The 21,165-nt window shown below is 33.8% G+C and carries 23 protein-coding genes; 13 read left to right on the top strand and 10 right to left on the bottom strand.

Annotated elements, in window-relative coordinates:
* Positions 1 to 151: 151 nt before the first annotated feature.
* From O9307_RS13720 to O9307_RS13700, 5 genes are all read right to left on the bottom strand, one after another.
* On the bottom strand, positions 152 to 2,383 hold the full coding sequence (locus O9307_RS13720) for a cation:proton antiporter (protein ID WP_298300302.1): 2,232 nt from the start codon (positions 2,381 to 2,383) through the stop codon (positions 152 to 154).
* A 197-nt stretch (positions 2,384 to 2,580) separates the two neighbouring features.
* Positions 2,581 to 3,219, bottom strand: coding sequence for a hypothetical protein (locus O9307_RS13715; RefSeq protein ID WP_298300300.1), 639 nt, complete (start codon positions 3,217 to 3,219; stop codon positions 2,581 to 2,583).
* Positions 3,220 to 3,229: 10 nt separating this feature from the next.
* Entirely contained in the window at positions 3,230 to 4,576 is a 1,347-nt protein-coding gene (purB, locus tag O9307_RS13710) for an adenylosuccinate lyase (RefSeq protein ID WP_298300298.1), read from the bottom strand.
* A 58-nt stretch (positions 4,577 to 4,634) separates the two neighbouring features.
* Positions 4,635 to 5,342: an NAD-dependent deacylase gene (locus O9307_RS13705; protein ID WP_298300296.1), complete on the bottom strand. Its 708-nt coding sequence runs from the start codon at positions 5,340 to 5,342 to the stop codon at positions 4,635 to 4,637.
* Positions 5,343 to 5,468: 126 nt separating this feature from the next.
* The gene (locus O9307_RS13700; protein ID WP_298300294.1) at positions 5,469 to 5,630 is read right to left on the bottom strand and encodes a hypothetical protein; all 162 of its coding nucleotides are present in this window, start codon (positions 5,628 to 5,630) and stop codon (positions 5,469 to 5,471) included.
* 64 nt (positions 5,631 to 5,694) lie between these two features.
* Between O9307_RS13700 and O9307_RS13695 the strand changes: the two genes are divergently transcribed.
* The gene (locus O9307_RS13695) at positions 5,695 to 6,357 is read left to right on the top strand and encodes an RNA methyltransferase (RefSeq protein WP_298300292.1); all 663 of its coding nucleotides are present in this window, start codon (positions 5,695 to 5,697) and stop codon (positions 6,355 to 6,357) included.
* Between the two features lie 178 nt (positions 6,358 to 6,535).
* On the opposite strand, the gene O9307_RS13690 is transcribed toward O9307_RS13695, so the two are convergent.
* Positions 6,536 to 8,119 carry an amidase gene (locus tag O9307_RS13690; RefSeq protein WP_298300290.1) on the bottom strand — a complete coding sequence of 528 codons (1,584 nt, stop codon included), beginning with the start codon at positions 8,117 to 8,119 and terminating at the stop codon, positions 6,536 to 6,538.
* A 156-nt stretch (positions 8,120 to 8,275) separates the two neighbouring features.
* Between O9307_RS13690 and O9307_RS13685 the strand changes: the two genes are divergently transcribed.
* The 4 genes from O9307_RS13685 to arsB are packed head-to-tail and all read left to right on the top strand — an operon-like array spanning position 8,276 to position 10,814.
* A complete protein-coding gene (locus tag O9307_RS13685) occupies positions 8,276 to 8,614 on the top strand; it encodes a metalloregulator ArsR/SmtB family transcription factor (protein WP_298300288.1) in 339 nt (112 codons plus the stop codon).
* A gap of 19 nt (positions 8,615 to 8,633) precedes the next feature.
* Positions 8,634 to 9,104 carry a DUF6428 family protein gene (locus tag O9307_RS13680; RefSeq protein ID WP_298300286.1) on the top strand — a complete coding sequence of 157 codons (471 nt, stop codon included), beginning with the start codon at positions 8,634 to 8,636 and terminating at the stop codon, positions 9,102 to 9,104.
* A 27-nt stretch (positions 9,105 to 9,131) separates the two neighbouring features.
* Positions 9,132 to 9,746 carry a protein-tyrosine-phosphatase gene (locus tag O9307_RS13675; RefSeq protein ID WP_298300284.1) on the top strand — a complete coding sequence of 205 codons (615 nt, stop codon included), beginning with the start codon at positions 9,132 to 9,134 and terminating at the stop codon, positions 9,744 to 9,746.
* A 3-nt stretch (positions 9,747 to 9,749) separates the two neighbouring features.
* Positions 9,750 to 10,814: an ACR3 family arsenite efflux transporter gene (gene arsB, locus O9307_RS13670; RefSeq protein ID WP_298300282.1), complete on the top strand. Its 1,065-nt coding sequence runs from the start codon at positions 9,750 to 9,752 to the stop codon at positions 10,812 to 10,814.
* Between the two features lie 104 nt (positions 10,815 to 10,918).
* Here the strand turns inward: arsB and O9307_RS13665 are convergent, their stop codons facing one another.
* Positions 10,919 to 11,983, bottom strand: coding sequence for an outer membrane beta-barrel protein (locus tag O9307_RS13665; RefSeq protein WP_298300280.1), 1,065 nt, complete (start codon positions 11,981 to 11,983; stop codon positions 10,919 to 10,921).
* Between the two features lie 552 nt (positions 11,984 to 12,535).
* Here O9307_RS13665 and O9307_RS13660 point away from each other — a divergent pair.
* The 4 genes from O9307_RS13660 to O9307_RS13645 all read left to right on the top strand — a co-directional run bounded on the left by O9307_RS13660 (position 12,536) and on the right by O9307_RS13645 (position 15,750).
* Positions 12,536 to 12,817, top strand: coding sequence for a hypothetical protein (locus O9307_RS13660; RefSeq protein ID WP_298300278.1), 282 nt, complete (start codon positions 12,536 to 12,538; stop codon positions 12,815 to 12,817).
* Positions 12,818 to 12,885: 68 nt separating this feature from the next.
* On the top strand, positions 12,886 to 14,520 hold the full coding sequence (locus O9307_RS13655) for a SulP family inorganic anion transporter (RefSeq protein WP_298300276.1): 1,635 nt from the start codon (positions 12,886 to 12,888) through the stop codon (positions 14,518 to 14,520).
* Between the two features lie 14 nt (positions 14,521 to 14,534).
* Positions 14,535 to 15,170, top strand: coding sequence for a carbonate dehydratase (gene can, locus O9307_RS13650; protein WP_298300274.1), 636 nt, complete (start codon positions 14,535 to 14,537; stop codon positions 15,168 to 15,170).
* A 133-nt stretch (positions 15,171 to 15,303) separates the two neighbouring features.
* Positions 15,304 to 15,750, top strand: coding sequence for a GNAT family N-acetyltransferase (locus O9307_RS13645; RefSeq protein WP_298300272.1), 447 nt, complete (start codon positions 15,304 to 15,306; stop codon positions 15,748 to 15,750).
* A 228-nt stretch (positions 15,751 to 15,978) separates the two neighbouring features.
* Here the strand turns inward: O9307_RS13645 and O9307_RS13640 are convergent, their stop codons facing one another.
* Both O9307_RS13640 and O9307_RS13635 read right to left on the bottom strand, forming a co-directional pair.
* Positions 15,979 to 16,494: a DUF4251 domain-containing protein gene (locus O9307_RS13640; protein WP_298300270.1), complete on the bottom strand. Its 516-nt coding sequence runs from the start codon at positions 16,492 to 16,494 to the stop codon at positions 15,979 to 15,981.
* 23 nt (positions 16,495 to 16,517) lie between these two features.
* Positions 16,518 to 16,940 (bottom strand): META domain-containing protein, encoded by a 423-nt coding sequence (locus O9307_RS13635; RefSeq protein ID WP_366100607.1) that lies wholly within the window; start codon positions 16,938 to 16,940, stop codon positions 16,518 to 16,520.
* A gap of 236 nt (positions 16,941 to 17,176) precedes the next feature.
* On the opposite strand from O9307_RS13635, the gene O9307_RS13630 reads away from it, so the two are divergent.
* From O9307_RS13630 to O9307_RS13615, 4 genes are all read left to right on the top strand, one after another.
* Positions 17,177 to 17,701, top strand: a complete 525-nt coding sequence (locus tag O9307_RS13630) for a hypothetical protein (protein WP_298300266.1) — start codon at positions 17,177 to 17,179, stop codon at positions 17,699 to 17,701.
* 37 nt (positions 17,702 to 17,738) lie between these two features.
* Complete coding sequence (locus O9307_RS13625) at positions 17,739 to 18,515, top strand: superoxide dismutase (RefSeq protein ID WP_298300264.1); 777 nt, start codon at positions 17,739 to 17,741, stop codon at positions 18,513 to 18,515.
* Between the two features lie 11 nt (positions 18,516 to 18,526).
* Positions 18,527 to 19,102, top strand: coding sequence for a YdeI/OmpD-associated family protein (locus O9307_RS13620; RefSeq protein ID WP_298300262.1), 576 nt, complete (start codon positions 18,527 to 18,529; stop codon positions 19,100 to 19,102).
* Positions 19,103 to 19,178: 76 nt separating this feature from the next.
* The gene (locus tag O9307_RS13615) at positions 19,179 to 20,378 is read left to right on the top strand and encodes an LETM1-related biofilm-associated protein (RefSeq protein WP_298300260.1); all 1,200 of its coding nucleotides are present in this window, start codon (positions 19,179 to 19,181) and stop codon (positions 20,376 to 20,378) included.
* 68 nt (positions 20,379 to 20,446) lie between these two features.
* On the opposite strand, the gene O9307_RS13610 is transcribed toward O9307_RS13615, so the two are convergent.
* A complete protein-coding gene (locus tag O9307_RS13610) occupies positions 20,447 to 20,917 on the bottom strand; it encodes a Dps family protein (RefSeq protein WP_298300258.1) in 471 nt (156 codons plus the stop codon).
* Positions 20,918 to 21,165: the final 248 nt, after the last annotated feature.

Raw genomic sequence — 21,165 nt, 5'->3', positions numbered from 1 at the left:
GCGAACCAACCAACCAATCCAATTGCACCGAAGAACAACACCAAATGAACCGAAGAAGTGAGTTTATTATTACTGCACTTTAATAGGTTTTTCTAAACCAAAAAAATGCCCTCTGAATTTTTTCATGAGGGCATTTTTTTTGACATAATTTTTATTCATGAACCAAATCGGCTAATAATTTTTTGTCGCCTACAATCCACAAGATATCGTCTTTTTCGAGTAAAATACTTGATTCTGGATTCATGAATCGTTTTCCTCTCTTTTCAACGCCTACAACTAGACCTTTTGTTTTTTCGCGAAGTTTTGAGTCTTTAATACTTTTGCCAATAAATGCATGATTTTTTAATTTGATTTGTCGGAGTACAATATCGGGTTCTCTCACTTCTGGTGAAGCTTCAATTTCATGTTGATCCAAATATTTTTTGAAATCTTGAAGTTGTGCATCAGTACCAATAACGAACACTTCATCTCCTGGAAAAATACGTTCGTTAGCATCAGGAATATGAATGGTAATTTCTCCTCTTTTGATTGAGGCGATATTGATCCCAAGTTGTTCTCTAAGTTGCAATTTTTTTAAGGTTTCCCCAGCAATATTCGACTCGGCAGCAATATCAAAAACAGCCATGTGCCCGTCCCAAGGCGATAAGTCACTGCGACTTCTTTTGGCTTTGCTAATCTCTCTATCATTTAAATTGGATAAAAAATGATTCTCAATTTTATGATATTGATGATTTATTTTCTTTTGGAATAAAAAATACAAAAGAATAGCAATTACAAAAGCTACTAGAGCTATTTTTGGCGAAAAGAAAATATTAAGCAATAAACCAATGTAGCCTACCGCCAGCAAAATCCTGAATAAAAAAAGCATAGCCATTGGACCTCTTGATTTTCGGTCTTCTAGAAGAACAGAAACTTCGGCAACAGCAACTCTTCTTAGGGATAATGCCCAAAGAAATGGGGACAAAACAATCAGTGTGATTAAGGCACAAAGAGCCGAACCAAAGGGATATGCTTTCACTAAAGGCAAAATAAATCTTGAGGAAAGCACAATTACTGCCACAATAATGATGGAATGAATGATTACTTGTATTAAATAGGCATTGATGACAATTTTCCAATTATTTACAGTTTTTATAGCTTGAGTACTAGCACTATAGCGTTCAATTTTTTTAAGCCATCTTCTTGGGAGTTTTCTGCTCAAAAAATCAGAAAAAGGCCCAGAAAATTTAATCATATAAGGGGTACTAAAGGTCGTTACTGCCGAAACCGCTACAACAATTGGATACAAAAATGAACTGGTAACTTGCAGGGTAATTCCCAAAGTAGCAATGATGAAGGAGAACTCTCCAATTTGTGATAAACTCATCCCTGTTTGCACCGATTCTTTGAGGGGTTGTCCCGACAAAAGCGAACCCACAGTAGAGCTAATGGATTGACCTAATATGGTCACGAGCGATAATACCAAAACAGGAATCGCGTGTTCTTTCAACGCTTCGGGGTCAATCAGCATCCCGACAGATACAAAAAAGACAGCACCAAAGAGATCTTTTACAGGCTTTACCAAATGTTCGATATGTTCTGCTTGGGTAGTTTCGGCAATGATAGAACCCATGATAAAAGCTCCCAGGGCTGGTGAAAAACCTACATTAGCCGCAAAAATCACCATTAACAAACAGAGCGCAATAGATATAATGAGCAACATTTCGTCGGTTAATAAATGCTTGGCTTTTTTTAATACAGTGGGAATGATAAAAATTCCACTCAAAAACCAAAGCACTAAAAAGAATACCAATTTAAAAATCGATTGAATCAACTCACCACCAGAGAAGTTCTTACTTACCGCTATAGTTGATAAAAGAACCATCATTAAAATGGCAATTATATCTTGCACTATCAAGGAACCAATAACGTTTCCAGCAAAACGTTGTGCTTTTACCCCAAGTTCTTCAAAACTTTTTAGAATAATAGTGGTGGATGAAATGGATAAAATAACACCTAAAAAAATGCTATCCATAGTAGACCAATCGAATAGTTGTCCTACAGTATAGCCAAAAAACACCATAAACGCGATTTGAGTGATGGCAGTAATAGATGCCGTTCCGCCTACTTTTATTAGTTTTTTGAAACTAAATTCCAATCCTAAACTGAACAATAAAAAAATAACCCCAATTTCTGCCCAAACTTCAACACTCTTGGTGTCGCGAATGGTAGGAAAAAAATCAAAATTATTCCCGGCCAAGAAACCCGCAATCAAATAGCCCAAGACTAAAGGTTGTTTGAGTTTCTTAAATAACAATACCGCAATTCCTGCGGTCATGAGTATTAAACCCAAATCAGTAATTAATGGTTCTAAATGGGTAGATACTTCTGCAACTGCACTCATTGTTTTTTATTTTGAAAATTATAAAAATCTCGATTTTGGCTAATTTACAAAAATCGTTTTTCAATTCAAGTTTTTGAGCTACAACAAAAAGTTAAAACCAAAAAAAGCTATCGGTTAGGATAGCTTTTTAGGTAAAATATTTACAAGATGGTTAAATCCCAATAAAATTACTTGGTGTGATTTGATAATATTTAATTTCATTCTATTTGAAAAATTCCAACTTTAGAATTCTTATAATAAAGGGCATAAATAGAATTTTTTAGTTCTTTTAATGTTATAAAGAATAATTCAGCTCTAAAGTTTTTATAAGTTGTTTTGCCGAAATATATTAGACTTTTGTCTGAATTTTTTTCAGTCCCAAATTCAATTGGAACACCAAAATCTTTATAATCTTTCATAGTAAATTGATCAAAAACATCGATTACATCAGAATTGTATTGTGGTAGAATATAAGAATATTTTTTACTATCCTGAGGTTTGTCTTTTCGGTATGGATTTACTTCGGGAAAACCTATAATACTAGCATATCCCAAATAATCAGCAACTCGATACCTAACTTTATTTACAGTGTCTAAAAGAGAAAATGCACTAATTTCTGTACGATATTCCCCCTTTGATTTTATTTGGCATTTTACCATTATAAATTTCAATTTTGCTTGGTCAAATCGTACACTTCTTAGCATTGAATTTGAAAAACCTGATGGTTCTTTCGCCTTTTCCATCTCAATACTTAAACTATCGACAATAATTTTATTTTGCGAATAAGAAATTTGAAAAGTTAGTAAAACGAAAAAGTGGAGTAGAATATATTTTACAATTCTAATAGTTTTCATCATCACAAATTAATTAAATCCCAATAAAATTACTTGGTGTGATTTGAAGTAATTCTGCCTTTATGGCATCAGAAACTTCAAGCGTAGCTATAAATGCATGCATAGAATCTTTTGTAATTGCTTCATTCGTTCTAGTCAACCCTTTTAGCGCTTCATAAGGATTTGGGTAGGCTTCGCGACGTAAAATCGTTTGAATAGCTTCTGCAACTACAGCCCAATTGTTTTCTAAATCCTCGTGGAATTTACTTTCGTTCAATAACAATTTGTTCAATCCTTTCAACGTAGCTTCAAAAGCAATAAGAGTATGTCCCATCGGTACACCAATATTTCGCAACACCGTACTGTCTGTTAAATCGCGTTGTAGTCTTGATAATGGTAATTTGGCAGACAAATGCTCAAAAATAGCGTTGGCAATACCTAAATTTCCTTCTGAGTTTTCAAAATCAATAGGGTTTACTTTATGTGGCATAGCCGAAGAACCAATTTCGCCCGCTTTGATTTTTTGTTTGAAATATTCCATCGAAACATACGTCCAAATGTCACGGTCCAAATCGATAATGATGGTGTTGATTCTTTTTAAAGCATCAAAAAAAGCAGCAAAATGATCGTAATGCTCAATTTGTGTAGTAGGAAAGGAGTGGTGTAATCCCAAAATATCTTCCACGAATTTTTTACCAAATTGTCTCCAATCAATTTGTGGATACGCCACGTGATGTGCATTATAATTTCCTGTGGCACCACCAAATTTTGATGCAAAAGGAATGTTGAACAACAAACGCATTTGTTCTTCTAAACGCTCCACAAAAACCCCAAGTTCTTTTCCTAAACGAGTAGGAGAGGCAGGCTGTCCGTGCGTGCGTGCCAACATCGGAATGTGAGCCCATTCTTGACTTAATTCTTTCAATTTGGCAATTAAAGCAATCAAGGAGGGCAAATATACGTTTTCAAACGCTTCTTTTGTAGAAAGCGGAATAGCCGTGTTGTTGATGTCTTGAGACGTTAATCCAAAATGAATAAACTCTTTGTGGGCCGAAAGACCTAATTTTTCAAAAGCATCTTTAATAAAGTATTCTACCGCTTTTACGTCGTGATTAGTAACTTTTTCAGTTTCCTTAATCCAAAGCGCATCTTCAGTACTAAAGTTTTTGTAGATGTTGCGTAAACTCTCAAATACACTTGGGTTTACTCCAGTTAATTGTGGTAAAGGTTGTTCGCATAAGGCAATGAAATACTCGATTTCAACCAAAACGCGGTATTTAATCAACGCTTCTTCTGAGAAAAAAGGCGCTAATGCAATTGTTTTATTTCTATATCTTCCATCAATAGGAGAAATGGCATTCAATTCGTTTAAAGTAGTCATTGTTGTGTTTTTTGTTCGAAAGGCACAAAAATAAGCATAAGTGTTCAGTATTCAGTTTTCAAGACTTAGTTTTTTTCTCTAAATCCAATAACTTTTGTTGCAATACAAGAATTCCTTCAGTAGCCTTCATAGCAATACAAGTCAGCGGATTTTTTACATTCGAAATCTTGGTCGCTTTTGGGTCAATATAAAAAATAGGAACATTTTTTGGTGCAAAATCCGTCAGTCCTGCCGCAGGATACACTTGCAACGAAGTCCCAATTATCACAATATAGTCCGCTTGTTCAACCAGAACAATAGCATCCTGTAGCGCAGGAACCGCCTCACCAAACCATACAATATGCGGACGCAATTGTGCTCCGTTGGCATCACAATCGCCCAATTGCAAGTCACCCCTCCAATCCAAAATATGCAATTCATTTCGCGTACTTCGTACTTTTAGCAACTCCCCATGCAAGTGCAAAACGTTTTGACTTCCGGCGCGTTCATGCAAGTCATCTACATTTTGCGTGATAATATGAATGTCAAAATCCTGCTCCAATTCCACCAAAACCTGATGTGCCAAATTAGGTTGTACTTCCAACAATTGCTTTCTACGTTGATTATAGAAGTCCAAAACCAAGGTCGGATTCTTTCGCCATCCTTCTGGCGTTGCCACCTCCATTACATCGTGCCCTTCCCACAATCCGTCACTATCTCTAAAGGTTTTTATGCCGCTTTCAGCACTTATTCCAGCTCCTGTTAATACCACTAATTTCTTTTTCATATAAGTTATTCTTTAATTTTTATTTGGGCGTGACCCCATCTCCCCAAAGGGGCATATAGCAACTGTGTTATGCGCCCCTTTGTGTAGCTGCGGTCGGACTATCCGCGCTACTTCGGTAGCTAGCTCCTATCCCTCACGCAAAAACAACAACTCAAATAAAATCATTTTTTCATTCAATTCCCAATTCCCAATTCCAAAACTCAAATTCCAAATTCCAAATTCCAAATTCCAAATTCCAAAACCCAAATTCCAAAACCCAAAACCCAAAACCCAAATTCCAAATTCCAAAACCCAAATACTAATTATTAATCACTAATTACTTTTCTTATTTTTGCAAAAAAAAAAATCAGGCATGATAGATTTGGATTACCTAGAATATTTAGAAGGATTTTTAACCGATAATAGAAAAGAGAATTTCTTAAAAGTACTCAAAAACAGAACCAATCACTTTACAGTGGTAGTCGAGGACGTGTTTCAAATGCACAATGCTAGTGCGGTAATGCGTAGTTGCGAAGTTTTTGGTGTACAAAATATGAATGTAATTGAGCAGCGTTTTGGTAAACGAATCGACAAACAAATCGCCATGGGCGCTCAAAAGTGGGTCGATATTACCCCGTTTGATTCGGTAAGCAATTGTATCGATACGCTAAAAAGTAAAGGCTATCAAATCATAGCCACGACGCCTCATACAGACGATTGTAATTTGGAAGATTTTGATTTTTCTAAACCTAGCGCTTTGTGTTTTGGTACCGAAAAAGAAGGTTTATCCGAAGAAATCATGCAAAAAGCCGATGGATTTCTCAAAATTCCTATGGTTGGTTTCACCGAAAGTTTGAATATTTCAGTATCCGCAGCAATTATTTTGCAAAATCTAACCAATCGACTGCGCAATTCCGATATTCCTTGGCAGTTAAACGAAGCGCAAATTCTAGAGAAACGACTCGATTGGGCACGAAAATCCATCAAAGACATCAAACGCATCGAGGCACGTTATTTTGAGGAGAAAGGAAAATAATGCAAAGTTCCGTAGGAACGAAATATATTGTAGCAACGGATTTTAATCCGTTGAAAGAATGTAAAATTTAATTGCAACGGATTTTAATCCGTTGAATAAAATATGTTTAACAAATAGCATGCAACAGAAAAGAGGCAGTCCGAAAAGGACAGCCTCTTTTTATCTTAAAGACCTTTGATTAATTAGCAACTAAATTCGGAGCATGTCGGTGTTTTGTGTTTTGTTCATAAGCATAAGCTAAATTCAACAAAGCGGCTTCGCTCCATGCTTTGCCTACAAAAGAAATTCCCACAGGCAAACCCTCTACATACCCCATAGGCACCGTAATACTTGGATAACCTGAGTGCGCCGCAGGTCCAGATGTTCCAAATGTAAATTTATCGCCATTTTTCAAATCCGTTACCCAAGCTGGGGTCCCCGTAGGAGCAATAATCGCGTCTAGTTTAAAATCATTCATCACTTTATCAATTCCTTTTTCTTGACTATTGATTCGCATTGCTTCCAAAGCTTTCTTATACTCTTCTGTACTTAAATCGGCTTTTGATTGTGCCATTTCAAGATACAATTGGTTAAAGTGCTTTAGTTCTAAGGCATCTTTTTTATTAAACGCAATCAAATCAGCCACACTTTTTATGGCTGCATTTGGTCCTAATGATTTGAAATAATCATTCAGACCTTGTTTGTATTCATACAACATCACAGTAAAAGACTGCATATCAATTTCTTCAGGAGTAATTTCAGGAATTTCGACCAAAGTAGCTCCTTGAGCTTTCATATCTTCAATAGCTTTTTGGTACAACACATCAACTTCTTTGTTTTTACCGTTAACGCCAACATAGACACCAATGCGCTTACCTTTCAAACTATTAGCATCTAAAGCACTAGCGTAATCTTTGACAGCCATAGTTGCACTTGCAGCAGTTTTACTATCTCTAGTATCAACACCTGTGAGCCAACCCAAAACAATCGCAGCGTCTTTGACTGTTCTCGTCATAGGTCCAGCCGTATCTTGAGTAAAAGAAATTGGAATAATACCACCCCTACTAATTAAACCTACAGTAGGTTTAAGCCCAACAATTCCATTGGCATGAGCAGGACAAACAATCGAACCGTTGGTTTCTGTACCAATGGCAAACAAAGCCAAATTAGCTGCTACAGCCACTGCTGAACCCGAACTAGAGCCACAAGGATTTCGAGTGACATCATAGGCATTTTTGGTTTGACCGCCTAAACCACTCCATCCACTAGTAGATGGCGCTCCACGAAAATTAGCCCATTCACTTAAATTCGTTTTACCAATAATTACTGCACCAGCTTCTCTTAATTTTTGTGCCACAAAACTATCCTGTAATGGAAATGAATTAGCCAAAGCTCTAGAACCAGCTGTAGTAGGCATTTTATCTTTGGTATCAATATTATCTTTTAGCAAAACAGGAACACCATGCAAAGGCCCTCTCCATTTTCCAGCTTTCAATTCTTCATCTAATGCCTTGGCAATTGCAATAGCATCCGGATTAATGGTTAAAACGGAATTCAATTGAGAACCATTTTTATCTACAGCCTGAATTCGGTCTAAATAAGCTTGAGTAATATCTTCAATTGAATATGTTTTTTTTCTATAACCTTCTTGCAAAGTAGTAATATCTATTGCATCGTTTAAAACCACTGCTGTTTTCTTTTGAGCATATATCCCTTGATTCCATTGAACACAAACAGCTATTAAAAGCAAAACAAATTTTAAAGTATAGACAGTTTTTTTCATGTTTTTAGTTTTAATTTTTAATAAAAATAGAAAAAAAAGAAATACCTCTGTCTAATTATTAAATTCATCTAAGACAAAATGCCTTGAAAATTTTTATTCTAAAAATAAAATTAAATTGATTTTATTATCGTAATATTGCGATATTAAAATATGACAATGGGCGCATCAAAGACAGAACATTTTACAGAGCATCAAAATCAAATTGCTCTTTTGGCCAAAGCTATGGGGCATCCAGCTCGAATTGCTATTTTAGAATTCCTATTAGAAGCTAAGTCATGTATTTGTGGAGACATCGTCAATGAACTTCCACTAGCACAGCCTACAGTATCTCAGCATTTAAAAGAACTAAAAAATGCTGGACTCATAAAAGGAAACATTGAAGGGAATGCCATTTGCTATTGCATTAACAAGGAAGGCTTTGAAAAAATCAAGACTTTTTTCGAAACCTTAACCTGTAAATCAACCGCTAGTTCCTCCAACGAATCTTGTTGTTAATCATTAAAAAAAAATAGTTATGAAACTTTCAGAAGTAAAAACGATTTTAGAAAAACTAGAGGATGTTAACTTTAGTTTACCTAACGGACAAATGGTACCCATTCATTTTCATGTGACCGAGGTTGGCATTATTACTAAAAAATTTATCGATTGCGGCGGAACTGTCCGTGAGGAAAAGGTAGCAAATTTTCAATTATGGAATGCTAATGATACCAATCACCGTCTAAAACCAAGCAAACTACTAAACATCATCCATCTCTCCGAAAAAGTACTTGGAATAGAAGATTTAGAAATCGAAGTAGAATACCAAAACGAAACTATCGGGAAGTACGATTTAGGATTCAATGGCAATCATTTTTTATTACTAAGTAAACAAACCAATTGTTTAGCACAAGATAATTGTGGCATTCCAGCCGAAAAACAACATATTTCTCTACAAGAACTTACTACTTCAAAAAACTCTTGTATTCCAGGAGGCAGTTGTTGCTAATACATCTCAAATTTTAAATTCTATTGTATGTTTCCAAAAATTAAATCAACTATAGACCAAGTCAGTTTTGAAACCATTTCCGAGGAAAGAAAACAGGTTTTAACACCGCTAATTCAGTTCATCCAATCAAAAGTAAATAGTGGGTTAACTATTCGTCTCAACTTCATTTGTACCCACAATTCTAGAAGAAGCCATTTGTCTCAAGTTTGGGCTCAAACAGCTGCTTCATTTTACAATATAAAAAATGTATTTTGTTATTCTGGCGGAACAGAAGCAACTGCCTTATTCCCTAAAGTAGCCGAAACACTAATAAACACAGGATTTGAAGTGAAAATCATCAGTGAAGGAGACAATCCTATTTACGCAATAAAATACAACACTAATGACCATCCTGTAATTGGATTTTCAAAAAGATTCGAGGATGACTTTAATCCTCAAAGCGAATTTGCCGCAATTTTAACCTGTTCACAAGCTGATGGCGGATGTCCATTTATTGCAGGAGCCGAAAAAAGAATTCCAATCACTTTTGATGACCCAAAAGCTTTTGACAACACCCCGTTACAATCGGAAAAATATCAGGAAAGAAGCATGCAAATTGCTACCGAATTCTTGTATGTTTTTAGTCAAATTAAATCCTTATAATTTATGTCAGCAAATAATTGTACTCCGGTTGTTGCCCGAAAAAAATTAGGCTTTTTAGACAAAAATTTAACCTTGTGGATTTTCTTAGCCATGGCTTTAGGCGTAAGTATTGGTTATTTTATTCCTTCGAGTAGCACTTTCATCAATTCCTTTTCAAGTGGAACCACTAATATTCCATTAGCCATTGGATTAATAATTATGATGTATCCTCCTCTAGCCAAAGTAAACTATAGCAAAATAAACGAGGTTTTTCAAAACACCAAAGTACTTGGAACTTCGTTATTTTTAAACTGGATTATCGGACCAATCTTGATGTTTTTCTTGGCATTGATTTTCTTAAATGGTTATCCTGAATACATGATTGGAGTTATATTAATTGGTTTAGCAAGGTGTATTGCAATGGTTGTGGTTTGGAACGATTTGGCAGACGGAAACCGAGAATATGCTGCTGGATTGATTGCCTTAAACAGCATCTTTCAGGTCTTATTATACAGCGTATATGCCTATCTATTCATTTCAGTACTTCCTCCTTATTTTGGCTACACAGGCTTTGATGTTTCTATAAGTATTGGTCAAATTGCAGAAAGTGTTGGTATCTACCTAGGAATTCCATTTGCATTAGGAATCATAAGTAGATATCTTTTAATTTCTATAAAAGGACAAGAGTGGTTTGACAAAAAATACATACCAATGATTTCTCCTGTTACGCTAATTGCACTATTATTTACAATTGTTGTAATGTTTAGCCTTAAAGGTGAATTGATTGTTCAAATCCCACTTGATGTAGTTCGAATCGCTATTCCATTAGTAATTTATTTCAGCCTTATGTTTGTTCTTAGCTTTTTTGCTGGTAGGTATTTTGGCGCAGATTATTCCAAAGCTACTGCCATTGCTTTTACTGCTACAGGAAATAATTTCGAACTAGCCATTGCTGTAAGCATAGGTGTTTTTGGTATCAATAGCGGACAAGCCTTTGCAGGTGTAATTGGACCATTAGTAGAAGTTCCAGCATTAATTGCATTGGTTAATTTAGCCTTTTGGTTTAGAAAAAAATACTTTACTAACTAAACAAAAAAATACTGCTTGATTTCAAATAGAAATCAAGCAGTATAAAAAAAAACTGTCACAACACTTTATAAAAAGTGTCATGACAGAAAAAAAATAGATTATAATTAGAATGAATAGGTTGTTGCAAATAATATATTACCTGAACTTCCTGTAGCGCTTCCATTTGATTTAGTAAAAAAGTCTTTAGATGAAGAATCTAATCTAACCTCAGGTATGAAAGTGAAATTTCCTTCTTTAAAGTTTAAAGACAAAGTGTTAGCAAAAACATTATTATCAACTAAACCATATTTTGCAGCATCTTTATCATCAAAATATTCAATTCTGTAAGCCAAACTCACTTTATCTGAGAAAGAATAATTAGCATAACCAACTAAGGCAAACCAATTAGCATCCAAAGAACCATTACTATCATTTTTCAATGATGCATAAGTTCCATTGAAACCAATTCCAAATTTATCTCCTAATTTCTTAGTAGCCACAATATCATATTGAGTAGCATTAGTATCAGAAGCAGGGTTATTACTACCAGACGTAAAGTTTAAGTAAACAGCTCCTGTCTCTCCAGTATAAGAAAGTTGCGCAATATAAGTTTTTTGGTCTGTTCCACTATCTAATGCAGTTTTAAAGTCAGTTGGATTCGTAATCCCTGCCATTATACCAAATTTGCCTGCAGTGTACTGAGCTTTAACCCCCGTATTAAAGAAAGGTCCATTGGTAAACGCATACGACATACTGTAGTTTTTATTATCAACCGCATCTACTAATTCATAACCAACGTGAGTAGCAAAACTACCTGCAATTATTTTAAACTTATCGGAGAATTCATAAGTAAAATTCAATTGTTTGATTAAGAAAGTCGCATTATCATTTGGTGATGTATCATTATAAGAGAACTCGGCTGCTCTTTTACCAAATCCTAAGTCAATAAACACCGAAGCTTTTCCAAACTTGTGCGACGCTTCAATAGAAGCCATTCCAAGTTCGAATGAATTACTTGAATTGGTAAAACTTGTTTTGTTATTTGAAAAGTCATTTGCAAAATCGTATTTGTAATATGCATCTGCAGAACCTGCAAAAGTTGTCGCTGGAGGTGTTTTTGTTCCTTCCTCTTGAGCAGAGATTAAGTTAGACGTAAGCAATAAAGCTAAAATAAGAGTGGCTTTTTTCATGTGCATTAATTTTGGTTAAAATTTCAATTTTTGGTTATTGTTTTTTTGGAATGCGAAATGATTTTAGCTAAAAATCGAACCTAATAAAAAGTACTTTTTGTAATTTTTTCTCCTTCTTATTTGACGAATGTATTACCTTTTTTTCTAAGAACTTCTAAAAAAAAATGACTTTTTACCTTTGATATAGAAGAATTATGAAATCAAAAATTTGGCTTCAAAATAATAGCAATATGTTATTTTAAACATTTTATTTTAAAAAATCAATAAAGGGTATTTTTTATAATTATTGTATTATTTTTAATTAATACCCCTATTTTTAAATCATAAAAATTATATAAAAGTATTATTTTGTGGTTAATGCCATTAAAAAATAGGGGGTATGTTTAAATAAATTATTTTTTATAAAACATTTTTAAACAACGGTATTAAAGTCGGAAATTGCAAAAAAAAACTATTGGAAAAATCAAAAAACAACCTCTAATAATTATAATTCCTATTTTTATTCTAACCGTTGGTAAATTGTTTATTTTTACAATCCTACTTAATCAAAAAATGAAGTCATTTGCAACTATAGTTTTATTGTTTTTTGTAATGTTTCTTTTCAAACCTTCAATACTAACCATTATTGAAAAAGGAACAGAAGTCTCTATTGCAAAAGATCTTTTGGAAGATGATTCTAATGAAGAAAAAAAAATAGCCTCTTTCTATAAACCAAATGATATATACATAAGTAATAGTGAGGAAACAGTTGGGAAAAACAATATACATTCTAAAGATTTTTCGTTACCTAGCATTCTTTGTATAAAAATACATACGCCTCCTCCCAAAAATTAATTGCATGGATAAATCTTTTTTTTAGAATATTTCTAAAAATGTCTTTGTTAATTAATTTTCAAAATAATATGTCAAAAAAAATAAGTTTATTTGCCAACCTCAACTCTGACTTTGCGGCAGGGTTGGTGGTTTTTTTAGTTGCACTACCATTATGTCTAGGTATCGCAATGGCGTCTGGGGCTCCATTGTTTTCCGGCATCATTTCGGGAGTCGTTGGCGGAATCGTTGTTGGGTACCTAAGTCAATCTCACATAAGTGTCTCCGGACCAGCAGCAGGTTTAACCGCAATAATATTGACAGCTGTAACCGATTTTAAAGCTTTCGATGTGTTTTTATTAGCCGCTTTTTTAGCAGGAGCCATTCAACTTCTATTAGGTTTTGTAAAAGCAGGTAGTATTTCAAATTACTTTCCAAATAATGTAATTGAAGGCATGCTAGCTGGTATAGGAATCATAATTATCTTAAAACAATTGCCCCACGCAGTTGGATTTGACAGGGACTTTGAAGGAGACGAAGCTTTTTTTCAAGCAGACGGTAGCAATACTTTTTCTTCCCTTTTAGGTTTCTTTAACTATATCCAATTAGGTTCAATTGTCATCACCCTTATTTCGCTAACAATTTTAATTGTTTGGGACAAACTTCCTGCTCTAAAAAAACTAAAGCTAATTCCAGGCGCTCTGGTCGCTGTAGTTGTAGGCGTAATTTTAAATGAAATATTCATTGTAAGCGGAAGCACTTTAGCTATTCAAAAAGAACATTTGGTTTCTTTACCCATTCCAACATCTTTTGAAGAATTCAAAAACATCATTATCACCCCTAATTTCTCAAGCATAACCAATCAAAAGGTGTGGGTGGTAGCATTAACAATAGCAATTGTTGCTTCAATAGAAACGTTATTATGTATAGAAGCTGCCGATAGAATGGATTTTCAAAAAAGATACACCAATCCCAATGTTGAACTCAAAGCACAAGGAATTGGTAATATGATAAGTACACTTTTAGGCGGCTTACCGATGACTTCTGTTGTGGTTAGAACTTCTGCTAATAATAATGCTGGAGCCAAATCAAAAATGGCCGCTATTATACACGGTGTTTTGCTACTAATAAGCGTATTGACAATCCCAACAATTCTCAACAAAATTCCACTAGCTACGCTCGCTGCTATTTTATTATTGGTAGGCTACAAATTGGCTAAACCTGCCACTTTTCTTCATTTTTGGCATTACGGAAAATACCAATTTGTCCCATTCATTGCTACTTTATTAGCTGTTGTATTTACTGATTTATTAAAAGGTGTCGCCTTGGGTATTGTCATCAGTATTATCTTTGTATTGAGAGGAAATTTAAAAAGAGCTTACAGCTTTAGAAAAGAGGAATATGAAGATGGAGATATAATTCATATTGACTTGGCACAAGAGGTTTCTTTTCTAAACAAAGCTTCGATAAAATCTACTTTAGCCAAAATCCCAGAAAACTCTAAAGTAATTATTGACGCCAAAGACACAGTGTATATCGCTCACGATGTTTTGGATTTAATTACCGAATTTAAAGAAATCCGATCTAAAGATCTTAATATTAAAGTAAAGTTAAAGAATTTCAAAGACGAATATCGCCTTGAAAACACTGAAGACGCAAATCACGTTACAGTTGAACATCATTATGATTTTGCAAAACGTAAAATCATAAAAAAAGAAACGTTTTAAAAAAGAAATAAAAAATGAGTGATTTTTATAAAAAAATATTAGACAACAACAAAGAGTGGGTAGAACAATCCCTAGCAAAAGATCCCAATTATTTTCAAGATTTAGCCAAAGGACAAACTCCTCCGTTGTTATGGATTGGTTGTTCTGATAGTCGCGTTCCTGCCAACGAAATAATTGGCGCAAAACCAGGAGAAGTCTTTGTGCACAGAAACATTGCTAACATGGTAGTTCATACCGATATGAATATGCTTAGTGTTCTAGATTATGCTGTAAACGTTTTAAAGGTCAAACACGTTTTAGTTTGTGGTCATTACGGTTGCGGAGGAGTAAAAGCAGCCATGAGCAATAGTTCCATCGGAATTATTGACAATTGGATTCGTCATATCAAAAATGTATATCGCTTACATAACGAATACCTTGACTCCATTCAAGACGAAAACAAACGCTTTAATACTTTTGTAGAATTAAACGTAAAAGAACAAGTTTTTGATCTTGCTAAAACCTCCATTGTACAGTCGGCATGGAAAAATGGTCAAAGTTTATCATTACATGGGTGGGTATACGGATTAAACTCAGGATTTGTAACTGACTTACAAGTAAACATCAGCTCAAATAACGACTTAGATGAAGTTTATCAATTAAAGTTCTGACCCCTTTTCGTAAGTAACATGAAGAGAGATATTTTAACCAATATCTCTCTTATTTTTTGAAGTCTCACCAAAATTTTGTTGAAACAAAAATAAAAGCGTATTTTTATTGCTAAACCTCACAAAATAAACCGTTATGATACGAAAAGCCACCTTACATGACCTTGATGCATTGACTGATTTATTTGATCAATATTTAGTTTTTTACAAAAAACCTTCTAATATTGAAAATCACAAAGCTTTTCTAAAAGAGAGACTTGAAAACCATGAAGCAGAAGTATTCTTGGCTTTTGACGAACAAAACAAAGCTATCGGATTTGCTTTAAATTACATCACTTTTTCCTCTTTATTGCTAAAAAAAATAGTAATTCTGAATGATATATTTGTAAACCCAAGTACAAGAAAATCAGGTGTAGCAAGCAAATTAATTGAAGAAACTAAAAAATTAGCGCAAGACCTTGGCTCCCCAATCATTCGTCTTCGAACGGCTAAAAACAATTTTACCGCTCAAAAATTGTATCATAAAATGGGTTTCATCAGAGACGAACATTTATATGGCTATGATTTGATTTTAGAAAAGTAAATCTAAAACAAAAAAAAAGCTCAACATTTAATCAAAAATATTGAGCTTTTTATCATAAAATTGTAATTCACCTTCATAAAACCGAATCAATCTAATTTTTTATGGCTAATAGCTCTTTCTTTTTGAAAGAGAAAGCAACCATATAATAAAAAAATTAGATTCCTAAATCATGATGTGTTTTAAAATAAGAACCATAGGCTAAAAACAATCTTTCAGCAGCTTTCTGAACTATTCTTTCAACTTAGAAATCGAACCATTATAAGAAATACTAGCTCTATTGTTGCTATTAATAACCAATGAAGCTCCACCATCAAAAAAGATGGTCAATTGTATTGTATAACTGTCATTTTTATCTTTAACCTTTGCTTTGAGTAAATAATTTTTTTTCTCTTTTGTTATAGAAAATTCCTCGGGAGTCCCTTCAAACTTCAAACCACCTTCTCCTCCTCCATAAGGAATACTCCCAGTTGCTCTACCAAAAAAAGGCATATCGCTCTTAATTAAATCAGGTGTAAAAGATATAGAATTCGGATTCGTAGTCAAATCTATACTTCTGAACCCCATTGGGAAAGCTCTATTCGCCTCAAAAATAAATTTCTCACCTGCTACAAGCGTTTCGACTTTTTTCTGCTGTTCAAATTTTTTAGCCTCTTTTAGTTCTTTTTTTGTTTTTTGTTGCGCAAAAGAAGCATTTGAAAAAACCAATAAAGCTATCAAAATCAAAACATTAAAAACTTTATTCATCTTTTTGAATTTATATTAAAAAATTACTTTTTCTCAAATCGCAATAAACGAACACCGTTACCCGTCATTATCAATTCTTTTCCATCTTCTGAAACAGCATAACTATCCACTTTTTCAAGCATATTCATATAAACACTTTCGCCATTTCCTGGACATGCCATCAAAGTAACTGCCATTTTATTTTCCTTGAAACTTATCTTATTGCCATCTATATTAAGCATACCTGAATAATTGTTACAACTATTTTTACCAAACACTTTTTTGGACGCTACATCAAAATTGATGGTAGGTTTTTCATTGGGATAAAGTCCTTCAAAAGCAATTCTTGGCCCACTGATATAAGTCAAAACCCAGTCCCCTTGTAGAGAATTTGAAGAATTTGTTGTATTTTTGGTTGCATTGCAAGCGGTTAAAGTCAACACAATACATGCGACTAGTAAATTCATTTTTTTCATATTTGTAAAATTTATTTATTATCAGCAAAATATAGAATACTTCGCTCGGATCGCCTTTTATTTACTTGGTGTTTCTCGCTAACAAACCTGTTGTTAATGGCGATTTCATATCCTGTTTTTTTATTAAACTTGATTGTAAATTTACGAAAACCATACCGAAAAAACGGATTCAGCTTTTTTTTGAGAAAAATTTAATACTAATTTAAGAAAACTAACATTGAACAGTCATGAAATTATTAGGAATTGGATCACGAATACAACATGAACAACTAGGTAAAGGAGTAATAACCAACGTAACATCAACCGACTATTGGGTTACCTTTATCGAAACGGGATTAGAAACCATAGCATTAGATAGTGCTTTTGAAATCATTGAGGCAGCAGAAAACGAAGTTGATACCATAAGTTTTTATGAAGTAGAAACTACACTAAAACAATTATTACAAAAATGGTCTGATGTATCAGAAATTGTTCCGATGGCTGATAAATGGAAAGGCGGAAAAATTATCCTTGAGCCAGGACAAGCGGGATTGGCCTCGAAAGAAATACCAATCGATACCTTTTTTCATAAAATAATAATGGTGAGAGACCGCTTAAGAGTAATGGAACAAAAAATCAATGCTAGTAAAATTGAAGAGCTAGAAAAGATTGAATTGCAACAATACCTCACTCGAATTTACGGTACATTAACCACATTTAATATTCTTTTTAAATCTCCCATTCATAATTTTGTAGGAGAAAAATCAAAATAACACCAAGAACACACTTTAAACAATTAATTCAAAGAAAATGGAAAACAACAGCAGTAGAAGAGATTTTATTAAAAAATCGGCACTTCTTTCAACAGGAATTTTCATGGGAACTTCAATTATCAACTCGAGTTTAGCGGCAAATACAAATGCTTCAACCTCATCTGTTTTTCATCATGATTTGCTAAACACGCAAGAAGCGGCTTACACTTTACCCAAATTACCTTACTCCTACGATGCTTTGGAACCTCATATCGACATACTGACTATGGAAATCCATTATTCAAAACACCATCAAGCTTATGTAACCAATCTCAACAAAGCCATCGAGACTTTAGATAAATCGATTGTGGATAAAGCCAAAAGCCTTAACTCAATTTTCGAAAATATGAACCTGTTCCCTGAAGCCATTCGCAATAATGGTGGAGGTCATTACAACCATAGTTTGTTTTGGAACTTAATGAAACCTAATGGAGGTGGAGAACCAAAAGGAAAACTAGGAGAAGCTATAATCACTACTTTCGGCTCATTTGATGCTTTCAAAAAACAATTTGCCGATGCCGCCGCAAAACGCTTTGGTTCTGGCTGGGCATGGCTAGTGGTTAGCAACGGAAAGTTGACCATCACTTCTACTCCAAATCAAGACAATCCATTAATGAATTTACCTACGATTGTTGCTAAAGGAAAACCTGTTTTGGCACTAGACGTATGGGAACATGCCTATTATTTAAAAAATCAAAATCGAAGAGCTGACTATATTGCTTCTTTTTGGAATGTTGTAAATTGGGAAGCGGCTGAAGCACTCTTCATCTCTTAAACCTAAAACATTTGGAAGAAAAAGAACATTTATATTTTAAAAATGCTGACGAATGGCGAACATGGCTACATGAAAACCACCATTCGTCTAAAGGCATTTATCTGCTGTTTTACAAAGTTAGCAGCAATTTCGAAAGCATGCGCTGGGAAGAAGCCGTTCAAGTTGCTATATGCTATGGATGGATTGATTCGACTGTAAAGAAAATAGATGAACATCAACGCAGACAGCTTTTTACACCGAGAAAAGACAAAAGCGTTTGGAGCAAACTGAATAAATCTTACATCGAAAAACTAATTCAAGAAAATGCAATGCATGAAAGTGGTCTTAGGAAAATTGAAATTGCGAAACAAAATGGCTCTTGGAACTCCCTAGACGATGTAGAAAACCATATTATCCCAGAAGATTTACAGCTTGTGTTTGATGTTAATCCAAAAGCATGGAGCAATTATCAATCGTTTAGTCCTTCCTATCGGAAAAATTACTTATACTGGCTAAACCAAGCCAAAAGAACTGAAACTAGAGACAAAAGAATCAAAGAAATCATTCTTCTTTGTGAACAAAATTGCAAGTCGAGAGGTTCCTATTAATTTTAATCTAAAGTTTAACTTTTACTAACCATTGTCGTTGTAAAAAAACATAGCTTTGCAACTTCAAAACATTACAATGATTAACCCATCTGCATCTGGTTGGATAGACAAATTTTTTATAGAACAAGATTTTTCTAAAGAAGTTTCATTAGAAAACAGTACTTCTTTTTATCTAAAAACAAGAGACACGGGCTTTATTTATGGTCATATTATTTCGTTCAACACCATAAATCCTATTGATTCCAAAAGATGGTTTAAAGAAGAAATCTCAAAAGTTGCTTTACTGAATACGCTTTATGGTGCTTTTTGCTTGACAGAATCCAATAAAACACCCGATCTGTTTATTGCCAAAGCCTTAGCCTTCTATAACCAAATGAATCCTCAAGGTTTCAATCTATTCAAAAAAATACTTCCTAAAAACAGTCGATCTTTAACTTTGGAAAAATTTATTGACGAAAGAGTGCAAACCAACGATGGCATCATCAATAAAAACTTTTCGCATTTAGTCACTAATGCCCTTTTATTTATTGATGTTTTGGCTTTTTGCCAATACCTGAAACACGGAGAAATTCCAGAAAAATACTTGAAACGTATTGAAGAAACTGTTGTCAATATTGTGGCTTTAGCATTAAAGATAAAAAGTAACAAAACGCAATATGACGATTTACTAATCAAACTTTTTGAAGCTTCGATTCGTTATACCAAATTTTCTAAAAACGCATCTTTGACGCTTGAATCGTTAGAATTGGATTATTTTACTCTTGATTTAGAAAAAAAATACTTAATCGATATTGCGGGAATGGCGCTTTGGAGTGATGGCGTAATAGAAAAAGAAGAAGCCTATTTTTTACATACTTTAGGAAGCATTCTCAATGAATCCGATGAATTTGTTATGGCATCAATTCATCACACCAATGATTTCATTACAAAATACAAAAGTGAAATCCCATATTTCAATTATTCCAATCCTGTTAAGCATTTTTACGACCAAACTACAGAAAGTGTCGTAACTTTGGTAACCCGAAATAAAAACAGATTGGTTAAAGAAATTTTAGAGAGTAAGGAATTAATGGTGCTTTTGGCACATTCAACACATCGCGATCTTGATGAAAAAGAAAAGAAAAAAATCAGAAAGCAAATTTTGGATATCTGCAAGACGATACCTTCGCTCACTATCTTTTTATTACCGGGAGGAAGTTTATTGCTTCCCATTTTGATTAAGTTTATCCCAACTTTATTACCTTCTTCCTTCAATGAGAATCTAGAAGAAGATTAATTTTAGTCACACACAAAAAAAACAGAAGCACAAACTTCTGTTTTTTTTATGACTACCATTTGGAATAACTAAGCCAACCAAGCTTGCATCATCCATATTGTTTTTTCTTGTTCTACAATAAAATCACTCATCATCGAATTCGTTCCTTCATCATTTATAGCTGAAGCATTTTCTAAAATCTTTCTCTCAATCGTAAGCAAACTTGCCAAAGAATCAACAATCAGTTGAATTGCCTTTTCATCATTTGAAATATCTTTACCTACTTCTAATTGGTTGTGCTTTATATAGTCATCAAAAGTATGTAAAGGAGTTCCCCCAAGTGTAAGTACACGCTCTGCAATTAAATCAATCTTCAGTTGAGAATCATTGTACAATTCTTCAAATTTAAGATGCAAATCAAAAAAACGTTTCCCTCTAATATTCCAATGCATTCCTCTTAAATTTTGGTAATATACTTGAAAATTAGATAACAAAATATTCAATTCCACAACAATTTTTTCTGTCTCTTGTACTGGTAAACCAATAGTATTTAGTTTCATAATCACTCATTTTGTTTCTACTGGATATTTTTTGAAAAGGTTAAATTTACAATATGTAATAATATATAAAAACGATACTAGATAAAATTATTTTACCGATTCAAGAAGGCTGGAAATTATCAAAATTAGAAATTGATGAAGAAAAACTAGAAGTACATGTTTATCTGTATTATGAGCCCAAAATATATAAAGTAGGAGACTTAGAATATGAATTATATGATAATAGATCTGAACGTAAATGGCGTCAT

This window comes from Flavobacterium sp., assembly GCF_027531905.1.
Lineage (GTDB): Bacteria > Bacteroidota > Bacteroidia > Flavobacteriales > Flavobacteriaceae > Flavobacterium.
The sequence above is the reverse complement of the archived record's forward strand: the minus strand, read 5'-3'. Positions and strand labels throughout refer to the sequence as shown.